Origin of the sequence: Amycolatopsis sp. NPDC059657, assembly GCF_042734395.1 — a bacterium.
In the GTDB taxonomy this organism is placed as follows: Bacteria; Actinomycetota; Actinomycetes; order Mycobacteriales; family Pseudonocardiaceae; genus Amycolatopsis.
The window spans coordinates 1-11086 of sequence record NZ_JBHWEB010000023.1 but is presented as its reverse complement, the minus strand read 5'-3'; the positions used below and the strand labels follow the sequence as shown (position 1 = coordinate 11086).

The following is an 11086-nucleotide window of genomic DNA, read 5'->3' as shown; positions in this document are numbered from 1 at the left end:
GCCGCCCCCCACCCCCCCTCCGCCCCCCGCGGGCCAACCCGCGTCGCGGGCGCACACACCCCCCCCCAACGCTCACGAGTCCTTACTGCGCAAGCAAATTGGCGCAGCGAATAAGCCCGATGTGCGAGTACGCCTGCGGGTGGTTACCCAGCGAGCGCTCCGCGATCGGGTCGTACTGCTCGGGCAGCAGGCCCGTCGGACCGGCCGCGTCCACGATCTGGGTGAACAGCTCCTCGGCCTCGTTGCGGCGGCCGGTGAGCAGGTAGGCCTCGATGAGCCAGGCCGCGCAGATGTGGAAGCCGCCCTCACCGCCGGGCAGGCCGTCGTCACGGTGGTAGCGGTACACCGTCGAGCCGCTGCGCAGCTCGGCCTCGATCGCCGTCACCGTGGCCTGGAAGCGCGGGTCGCCCGGATCGATCAGCCCGGTCAGGCCGACGAACAGCGACGCGGCGTCGAGGTCCGTGCCGTCGTACGCGGTGGTGAACGCCTGAACCTCTTCGTTCCAGCCGTTTTCCAGCACGTCCGCCTTGATGAGGTCGCGCAGCTCGATCCACGCCTGCGGCACCGGGCGGTCGTAGACCTCGCCGAGCTTGACCGCGCGGTCCAGCGTCACCCAGCACATCACGCGGGAGTAGACGCGGTGCCGGGGCACGTGGCGCTCTTCCCAGATGCCGTGGTCCGGCTCGTTCCAGCGCCGCGAAACGGCTTCCGCCATCGCGCGGACCATCTGCCAGTCCTGGTCGCGCAGTTCGCCGCGTGCCTCGGCCAGCGTGCGGACGAGCTCGACCACCGGGCCGAAGACGTCCAGCTGGACCTGGTGGTTCGCCAGGTTGCCGACGCGCACGGGCCGCGAGCCCGCGTAACCGGGCAGCGACTCGATGACCGCTTCGGCGCCGATGACACTGCCTGCCAGCGTGTACAGCGGGTGCAGGCGCTCCGGCCCGGCCAGCGTCGCGAGCACGCCGTGCAGCCAGCGGAGATAACCGTCGGCCTCCTCGACGGAACCGAGGTGCACCAGCTCGCGCACGGTCATCGCGGCGTCGCGGATCCAGCAGTAGCGGTAGTCCCAGTTACGGACGCCGCCGATCTCCTCCGGCAGCGACGATGTCGCAGCCGCCAGCACGCCGCCGGTGTCGGTGTTGACCAGTCCGCGCAACGTCAGCGCGGAGCGGGCCACCAGATCCGTCTGCACGGTCGGCAGCTTCAACGTCTGCGCCCACGAGCTCCAGTACGAGCCAGCGCGCTCCCGGCGTTCCACTTCGGACAGTTCGTGGGGACCGAGATCCGTTGTGCCGCACCGCAGTTCGAGCACGACCGGCTTGTCGGGCGTCGGGGTGACCAGCGCCGACGCGGTGTCGTGCAGGCCATCGGTGGTGATCTCCCACTCGACACCGGGCGCGCGCAGCACGAACGGCTCCGAGGTGCCGAGCACCCGCAGGCCGTCGCCCTCCGCGACCAGCTTGACCGGCACGCCGCCGAACTCCGGCCGCGGCGCGAACACCACGGACGCGGTGGTCTCGCCGCTGATCACCCGCACGATGTCGGTGCGGTGCGACGGGCTCTCCGGCTCGAGGTAGTCCGTGACGAGCAGCCGTGACCAGCGGGTCTCCACGGTCATGGTGTTCGGCAGGTACCGCTGGCCCAGCGGGAGGCCGTTGCGGTGCGGGGTGATCGAGAAGTGCCCCGCGCCGGTACCGCCGAGCAGGTCGGCGAAGATCGCGGGCGCGTCGGCGCCGGGGTGGCACAGCCAGGTCAGCCGCGCGTCAGGGGTGACCAGCGCGACCGAACGCTCGTTGGCGAGCATCGACAGCCGCTCGATCGGCGCGGCCTGCTCGCCGTAGAGCCAGTTGCGGCGCTCCTCGAGCATGAACGCGAGCACCATCGCCACGTCCATGGTGTCCGGGACCCGGTACGTGGCAAGGGATTCGCCGTCGCCGACCTTGATGCCGAGGTCCGGACCCGACAGCCTGGCGAACGCCTTCTCGTCGGTGACGTCGTCGCCGAGGAAGATCGCGGCGGTCGCGCCGACCTGGTGGCGCAGCGTGTCGAGCGCGTTGCCCTTGTCGGTCGTCACCACGGAAAGCTCGACCACCTCCTTGCCGTCTGTGGTGGTCACCCCTTCCCATTTGGACGGTCCATTGTGGACTTTCGAGAGCACGCGGCGGCCTGCCTCGTGCTCCGCGCGGCGAACGTGCACCGCGATCGAAGCGGGCTTGACCTCGAGCGAGACGCCCGGCACGTCGAGTACCAGCTCTTCCAGCTCGGCCTCGAGCCGCCGGTGCAGCTCACGGGCCTTGGCGTCGAGCGCCTTGATGAAACCGATGTCGAACTCGGACCCGTGACTGCCCACGAGGTGCACCTCGGACGGCAGGCGGGACAGCGTCGCCAGGTCGCGCAGCGCGCGCCCGGAGATCACCGCGGTCGTCGTCTCGTGCAGCCCCGCGAGGGACCGCAGCGCGCCTACCGATTCGGGCAGCGGCCGGGCTTCGTCCGGGTTCGCCGTGATCGGAGCCAGCGTGCCGTCGTAGTCGCAGGCGACCAGCAGACGCGGAGTCCTGGCGATCTGGACGATCGCCCTCCGCAACTCGGCGGGCAGAGCCTCGGCGGTCAACACTCCTCCTCGTGTATCAAAACTGGGAAATCAAAACCTATGGGGACTGGGCGTTCATTCGACCGGTTCACTTCCGAGCGCTTCGAGGAACGAGCGCGCCCAGCGGTCGACGTCGTGGGTGAGGACTTGGCGACGCAGCGCGCGCATCCGGCGCCTGCCCTCGGCTGGGTCGAGCGTAATGGCAGCCAGCAGCGCGTTCTTCACCCCGTCCAGGTCGTGCGGGTTGACCAGGAAAGCGCTGGTCAGCTCGGCGGCCGCGCCGGCGAACTCGGACAGCACCAGCGCGCCGCCGAGATCATGCCTGCACGCGACGTACTCCTTGCACACCAGGTTCATCCCGTCACGCAACGGCGTCACCACCATCACGTCGGCCGCCGAGAAGAACGCCGCGAGCTCCGTCCGGTCCACCGATTGGTGCAAATAGTGCACAACGGGATGACCGACCCTGGCGAACTCGCCGTTGATCCGGCCGACCATCTGCTCGATGTCCGCGCGCATCCGCTGATAATGCTCAACCCGCTCGCGGCTCGGCGTGGCGAGCTGCACGAATGTCACGTCCTCCGGCTTGACCCTGCCCTCGTGCAGCAGTTCGTGCAGTGCCTGAAGCCGCAGGTCGATGCCCTTGGTGTAGTCGAGCCGGTCGACGCCGAGCAGCACGGTCTTGGGATTGCCCAGGTCACGGCGTACCTGGGCGGCCCGGTCGGCGACCCCTTTTGTCCTGGCGAGTGTGTCAAGTCCGGCCGCGTCGATGGAGATCGGGAACGCGCCGACCCGCACCGTCCGGTCGCCGACCTGGACCATGCCGGGTCTGGATCTGACGCCGACCGCGCCGCGGCTCGGCTCCAGCCCGATCAGCTGTCTCGCCAGCCACAGGAAGTTCTGCGCGCCGCCGGGCCGGTGGAAGCCGACCAGGTCGGCCCCGATCAGCCCGCGCACGATCTCGGCACGCCACGGCAGCTGCATGAACAGCTCGACCGGCGGGAACGGGATGTGCAGGAAGAAGCCGATCCGCAGGTCGGGCCGCAGTTCGCGGAGCATGGTCGGCACCAGCTGCAGCTGGTAGTCCTGGATCCACACGATCGCGCCGTGCCCGGCGACCTGCGCGCTGGCCTCGGCGAACCGCCGGTTCACCTTGACGTAGCTGTCCCACCAGCTGCGGTCGAACACCGGCCGCTCGACCACATCGTGGTACAGCGGCCACAGCGTGGCATTGGAGAAACCCTCGTAGTAGTCACGGACCTCTTCGGAGGACAACGTCACGGGGTGGAGTACGAGCCCGTCGTCCTCGAACTCGTTGACCTCCACATCGGGCACGCCCGGCCAGCCGACCCACGCGCCTTTGCGTGAGCGCAGAAAGGGTTCGAGCGCGGAGACGAGCCCACCGGGGCTCGCCGTCCAGCGCTGGGTTCCGTCGGAGGTTCGTTCGAGGTCGACCGGCAGCCGGTTGGCCACCACGACGAACTCGGCGCCGGCAGGCTTGCCCGGCGCGGAACTGATCAGAGTCACTTCGGCTGCTCCCTCGTCGAGATCGCGGCTGAAAGAAAACCCTAGCGCGCCCGCGACCCCTACCCCGGAAGTCAGGGGCTACTCCAGGCGGCGCTTCGACGGCCGCAGCGGCCCGGCCATCCTCGGCCCCGACAGCTTGCGCTCCAGCCTGCCGAGCCCGGTGCGCACCGGCTGCGCGAGATATTCACCGAGCACGACCCCCGCTGCCAGGGCAAGTCCGATCGCGACGGCCGTCATCAGCGTGGAGATGTTGCCGCTGCGCTCGACGCCGATCTGGTACAGCCCCCGGTAGGTGGACAGACCGGGCAGCAGCGGAGTGATTCCGGACACGGCCACGACCAGCGGGGTGACCTTGAGCCTGCGCGCGAGCACGCCACCGCAGAAGCCGACCAGGGTGGCCGCGATCGCGGACGCGCTGATGTTGTCGATCAGCGCCAGCGTGAGCCCGCCGTAGACGGCGGCGCCGATCGTGCCGGCGGCCGCGCCGACGAGCAGCGCGCGCACGGTCGCGTAGGACGCCAGCGCGAAGCAGGCGGACGCGCCGGCGCCGCCGAGCACGACGATCGGGAGCTGCTGTGGCGTGGTCACGAGATCGGCGGGCAGCGAGCTGCGTTGCAGCCCGAGCAACACGGCGATCTTCAGCCCGAGCACGACACCGGCGATCAGCCCGGCACTCATCAGCACCGTCTCCATGGTCCGCCCGGCCGCGGTCACGTTGAACCCGGTGATCGCGTCCTGCACCGCCGAGACGGTCGACAGTCCGGAGAGGAGCACGGTGATCGCCGCCGCGATCACCAGCGTCGGCCGGTCGGTGGTGAGCAGCCCGGAGCTGACCGCGGCGATCGCGGCCAGTGTCGCCAGCAGGCCGCCGACCACCTGCTGGAAGAAGAACGGCAGCGCGTACCGGTTGAGCAGCCTGCCGACCCGGTCGATCACCGCGCTGATCACCATGCCGACCACCGCGATGTCCAGCCCGCCGCCGAGCAGCAGCGTCACGAAGAACGCCACGCCACCCCAGGAGACGGTGGCCACCCAGCGCGGGTACGGATGCGGCGCGCCGGTGATGTTCTGCAGCTCGATCTGCGCTTCCTCGGCGCTGACGTTGCCGCGGGTGATCTGCTGGACCAGCCGCTCGGTTTCGGACAGCCGCGTGTAGTCGAGTCCGCGCGAGCGCACCACGCGCAACGCGGTGACCGGCGCGAGATCGGTCCCGCGGTGGCAGGTCACGGTGATCGACGTGAAGATGACGTCCACTTCGCAGTAGGGCAGGCCGAGCGCGGAGGTCAGCGCGAGGATGGTCGCGGTGACGTCCGAAGCGCCGGCGCCGCTGGACATCTGGACTTCACCGATCCGCAAGGAAAGGTCGAGTACGAAGTTCACCGTGGTGTCATCGGGAACCTGGGGGCCGAGCGCGGCTTCGGCGTCGCCGGAGGGCTGCTCGCCCGTCGGCGCTTCCAGAATCTGCCAGGCACGCCTGCGTACCGACCGCTTCGTGCGTTGATTGAGCTTGGCCATCTCCACCCCTTTCGTCAGGTTTCCCGTGTGAGCATCGACTCGGTGACCGTGAGCGTTGCAGCACCGCGGACGTGTCTTCCGCCACTTGAGTGAGATCCCACTGTCGGGTGGAAATAGCACCCGACCGGCGGTCAGCGGGGGCGCTGACTGTCCAAAGTGGTCATTATCGGCCCGATTGGTACCGATCGCGTGCCTTGTCGTTCTCGTGCGCGGTCGGACTCACGTTTTTCTTGGCTGCAGGAGGCCAGTGTTGAGAAAGGCACTCGGGTTCGCGCTCGCGGTCGCCCTGGTCGGCGGTGGGACGGTCTTCGTCTCGTCCACGCCACGGGCTGCCGCTGATCCGGCGGATGGAACTCTCAAGGTGCGCGTCATTCGTGACGTCAACGGTAACGGTTCTTACGAGGCCGCGCTCGAAGTCGGCGTCGCGGGCATCGGGGTGACCGTCACCGCGCCTACGGGGGCGACCGCCAGCGGGACCACCGCCGCCGACGGCACCGTCACCATCGACACCAAGGCACTGCCCACCGGCAAGTACCGGGTCGACACCAAGATCCCGGACTCGATGTCCTACCTGAAGCCGGCTCCGGCCGGTAAGGGACTGTCCACGCTGACCTCCTTCGCGGATGTGTCGGGTGGCAAGGCGGTCGAGCTGACGGTCGGTGTCTGGAACCCGTCGGACTACTGCCAGGCCAATCCCAAGCTGGTCACGAGCTGCCAGCGCGGTGCGCGGAAGAAGGACGGCAGCAGCAACGCCTCGCCCGGTGCGCGTTCGCTGGTGACGTTCCCGTTCAACCAGCGTGGAAAAGACGCCCCGACGCTGCTGGCGAAGCAGAGCGACGTCGGTACCGTCTACGGCCTCGCGTACCGCAAAGAGGACAAGCGCCTCTTCTCGGGCGCTTTCGCCAAGCGGCTCGCGGAGTACGGGCCGAAGGGCCAGGGCGCGGTCTACGTGACCGCGGCCAGCGGTGCCACCAGCCTGTTCGCCACCGTGCCCAACGCGGGCACGACGGCGCACGCGATGGCCACCAACATGGACGGGCCGTTCTTCGGCATCCCCGGCAAGCAGGCGCTCGGTGACATCGACATCAGCGAGGACGGCAGCACGCTCTACGTCGTCAACCTGAACGACAAGAAGCTCTACACCTTCGACGCGACCGCCGCGACGGCGTCCGCGCCCAAGGGCTCGTTCGCGATCCCGGCGACGGCCTGCCCCAACGCGGCAGACTGGCGCCCCGGCGCGCTGGCCATCCGTGACGGCAAGGTCCTCGTCGGTGGTGTCTGCTCGGCTCAGTCGTCGAAGAAGCGGGCCGACCTCAAGGCCGTCGTGATGAACTTCGACGGCGCCGCGTTCAGCGCTCCGGTGCTGACCAAGACGCTGGACTTCCAACGTGGTTATGCGCTGGCCTCGCGCAAGCCCAGCAACTTCTGGTTCCCGTGGACCGACAACTGGGACGACACCGGGGTCGATGGCATCAAGCACGACACCTACCCGCAGCCCTTGCTGACCGATATCGCCGTCGAGAAGAACGGCGACCTGGTACTCGACTTCCGTGACCGCTTCGGTGACCAGGGCGGTTCGAACATCCCGGCGCCGGACGGCTCCGGTGGTGAGAACTCGTCCATCGTCGGTGGTGACCTGAACCGGGCCTGCCTCCAGGCCGACGGGGCGTATGCCTGGGAAGGCACGGGCGGCTGCCCGAACAACAACGACGGCAAGAGCAATGGCGAGCCCGCGACCGTCCTCGAGTTCTACCCGGGTGAGTTCTGGAAGAACAGCGGGGGAGACGCGGTTCACCAGGAGACCTCGCAGGGCGCCATGGTGATGCTCTACGGCGAGACCCGCATCGCGAACACCGTGATGGACCCGATCAGCGTCCGCTCCGGCGGTGTCGGCTGGTTCGGCCGTGACGACGGTTCGATGCAGAACGCGGACCACACCAACTCGTACCAGATCAACACCACCGACACCGACCCGCTGGGCGACGGCTGGGGCAAGGCGAACGGTCTCGCCGACCTCGAGGCGCTGTGTGACCTCGCGCCGGTGCAGATCGGTAACCGCGTCTGGTTCGACACCGACGCCGACGGTGTCCAGGACGGCGACGAGCCGCCGGTGCCGGGTGTCAAGGTGACCGCGACCCCGTGTGCGGGTGGTGCGGCGCTGCCGGTGAAGACGACCGACGCCAAGGGTGAGTACTACTTCGGCACGGCCGATGGTCTCAAGGCCGACACTTGCTACAACGTGAAGTTCGACTACGCGGCCGCGGACACGAGCAAGCTTCCCGGTGCCCCCGCGGCGGCGACGTTGAACTGGACCGCGAAGGAAGCGGGCGCCGACCGGTGCATCGATTCCAATGTGGACCCGGCGACCAGTCAGGGACAGGTGACCGTCGGCAAGGCCGGTTCGGTCGATCACTGTGTCGATGGCGGTTTGACCGTCAAGCAGACCAACAAGCTCGGTGACTTCGTCTGGAACGACAAGAACGCCAACGGTTTGCAGGATCCGGACGAGCCAGGCGTGCCTGGTGTCAAGGTCACGCTGAAGGACGGCACGGGCGCCGACAAGGGCAGCACCAACACCGGCCCCGACGGCAAGTACGTGTTCGACAAGCTGCCGGACGGCACCTACCAGGTGTGCTTCGACGTGGCGAACCTGCCGGACGCGGTCAAGGGCTACAAGCCGACCAAGCCGGACGCCGGTGACGACACCAAGGACTCCGACGCGGACGCGGCCGGGTGCACCAAGACGACGGTGCTCGGTCCGGACAAACGCGACGATCCGACTCTCGACCTGGGTCTGGTCGCGCCGACGAACAAGCTGGGCGACTTCGTCTGGAACGACAAGAACGCCAACGGTTTGCAGGACGACGGCGAGCCGGGTGTCCCGGGTGTCAAGGCGACGCTGAAGGACGGCGCGGGTGCGGTGAAGGGCACCACGACCACCGGTCCTGACGGCAAGTACCTGTTCGACAACCTGCCCGACGGCACGTATCAGGTGTGCTTCGACGTGGCGAACCTGCCCGACGCGGTGAAGGGCTACGTCCTCACCAAGGTCGACGCCGGTGACGACGCGAAGGACTCCGACGCGGCGCTCGACACGGGCTGTACCAAGACGACCACTTTGGGGCCGGACAAGCGTGAAGACCTCACGCTCGACGCCGGTCTGGTCTCCGCGCAGAACAAGCTCGGTGACTACGTCTGGATCGACACCAACTCCGATGGCATCCAGGACGCCGACGAAAAGGGTGTCCCCGATGTCGTCGTGAAGCTGAAGGACGGCACGGGTAAGGAACTGGGCACCACCAAGACGGGCCCGGACGGCAAGTACCTGTTCGACAAGCTGCCGGACGGCACGTACCAGGTCTGCTTCGACACGGTGAACCTGCCGGAAGCGGTCAAGGGCTACCAGCTGACCAAGGAAGGCGCGGGCTCGGACGACGGCAAGGACTCCGACGCCAACCCGACCACCGGCTGCACGCCGACCACGGTGCTGGGCCCGGACAAGCGTGAGGACCTCACGCTCGACGCCGGTCTCGTCGCTCCCGTCGTGCCGAAGAACAAGCTCGGCGACTACGTCTGGATCGACACCAACCGCAACGGCCTGCAGGACGACGGCGAGCCGCCGGTCAACGGCGTCAAGGTCACGCTGAAGGACGGCACGGGCAAGGACCTCGGCACCACGACCACCGGCGCCGACGGCAAGTACGGCTTCGGCGACCTGCCGGACGGCACGTACCAGGTGTGCTTCGACATCGCGAACATGCCGGGCTACAAGTTCACCGCCCCGAACAAGGGCGATGTGGCCAAGGACTCCGACGCCGACCCGGCGACCGGCTGCTCCAAGACCACGACGCTCGGCGCGGACAAGCGTGAGGACATCACGCTGGACGCGGGTCTGGTGTCGCCGTTGAACAAGCTCGGCGACTACGTGTGGATCGACACCAACCGCAACGGTTTGCAGGACGACGGCGAACCGGGTGCCGGGGGCGTCAAGGCGACGCTGAAGGACGGTGCCGGCAAGGACCTCGGCACCACCACGACCGACGCCGGTGGCAAGTACGGCTTCGGTGATCTGGTCGACGGCACCTACCAGGTGTGCTTCGACGTCAAGGCGCTTCCGGCGGCGGTCGCGGGTTACTCGCTGACCAAGGTCGACGCTGGTGACGACGCGAAGGACTCCGACGCCGACCTGACAGCGGGCTGCACCAAGACCACGGTGCTGGGTCCGGACAAGCGTGAAGACCTCACGCTGGACGCCGGTCTGGTGTCGCCGTTGAACAAGCTCGGCGACTACGTGTGGATCGACAAGAACGACAACGGTCTGCAGGACGACGGCGAGCCGGGTGTCCAGGGCGTCACGGCGACGTTGAAGGACGGCGCCGGTAAGCAGCTCGGCAAGACGACCACCGACGCTAATGGCAAGTACGGCTTCGGTGACCTGCCGGACGGCACCTACCAGGTGTGCTTCGACATGGCCGCTCTCCCGGCCGCGGTCGCGGGCTACTCGCTGACCAAGGTCGACGCTGGTGACGACGCGAAGGACTCCGACGCCGACCCGGCCACTGGCTGCACCAAGACCACGGTGCTCGGCGCGGACAAGCGTGAAGACCTCACGCTGGACGCGGGCCTGGTCGAACCGGTCAAGCCGCTGAACAAGCTCGGCGACTACGTCTGGATCGACAAGAACGCCAACGGCATCCAGGACGACGGCGAGCCCGGCGTCGAAGGTGTCACGGCGACGTTGAAGGACGGCGCGGGCGCGGTCAAGGGCACCACCAAGACCGACGCCTCCGGTAAGTACGGGTTCGGCGACCTGCCGGACGGCACCTACCAGGTGTGCTTCGACTTCGCGAACATGCCGGAGGCGGTCAAGGGCTACAAGCCGACCACGCCGAACCAGGGCGACCCTGCGAAGGATTCCGACGCGGACCCGTCGACCGGGTGCACCAAGACGACGGTGCTGGACGCGGACAAGCGTGAAGACCTCACGCTCGACGCGGGCCTGATCGCTCCGCCGCCGCCCGCGCTGAACAAGCTCGGCGACTACGTGTGGATCGACAAGAACAAGGACGGCTTGCAGGACGACGGCGAGCCCGGCGTCCAGGACGTCGATGTCGCGCTGAAGAACGCCGCCGGTGAAGAGCTCTCCACCACCGTCACGGACGCAGGCGGCAAGTACCTGTTCGACAAGCTGCCGGATGGCACGTACTCGGTGTGCTTCGATGTCAAGGCGCTTCCGGCGGCGGTCGCGGGTTACACCCTGACCAAGGTCGACGCGGGTGATGACGCGAAGGACTCCGACGCCGATCTGGCGACCGGATGCACCAAGACGACCACGTTGGGACCGGACAAGCGTGAAGACCTCACGCTGGATGCTGGTCTGGTCGCGCCGCCGGTGGGTGCGTTCAAGCTCGGTGACTTCGTGTGGGTCGACAAGAACAAGGACGGCCTGCAGGA

At 68.1% G+C, this 11086-nt stretch carries 4 protein-coding genes; 1 reads left to right on the top strand and 3 read right to left on the bottom strand.

Going from position 1 to position 11086, the window contains the following annotated elements; all coding sequences use genetic code 11:
• Positions 1-82 precede the first annotated feature (82 nt).
• From otsB to ACFV15_RS15180, 3 genes are all read right to left on the bottom strand, one after another.
• Positions 83-2611, bottom strand: a complete 2529-nt coding sequence (gene otsB / locus ACFV15_RS15190; protein WP_378351043.1) for a trehalose-phosphatase — start codon at positions 2609-2611, stop codon at positions 83-85.
• Positions 2612-2665: 54 nt separating this feature from the next.
• On the bottom strand, positions 2666-4117 hold the full coding sequence (locus tag ACFV15_RS15185; protein ID WP_378351042.1) for a trehalose-6-phosphate synthase: 1452 nt from the start codon (positions 4115-4117) through the stop codon (positions 2666-2668).
• A gap of 78 nt (positions 4118-4195) precedes the next feature.
• Positions 4196-5650: a threonine/serine exporter ThrE family protein gene (locus tag ACFV15_RS15180; protein WP_378351124.1), complete on the bottom strand. Its 1455-nt coding sequence runs from the start codon at positions 5648-5650 to the stop codon at positions 4196-4198.
• A gap of 232 nt (positions 5651-5882) precedes the next feature.
• Between ACFV15_RS15180 and ACFV15_RS15175 the strand changes: the two genes are divergently transcribed.
• Positions 5883-11086 (top strand): SdrD B-like domain-containing protein (locus tag ACFV15_RS15175; RefSeq protein ID WP_378351041.1); only part of this gene is annotated, 5204 nt, incomplete at its 3' end.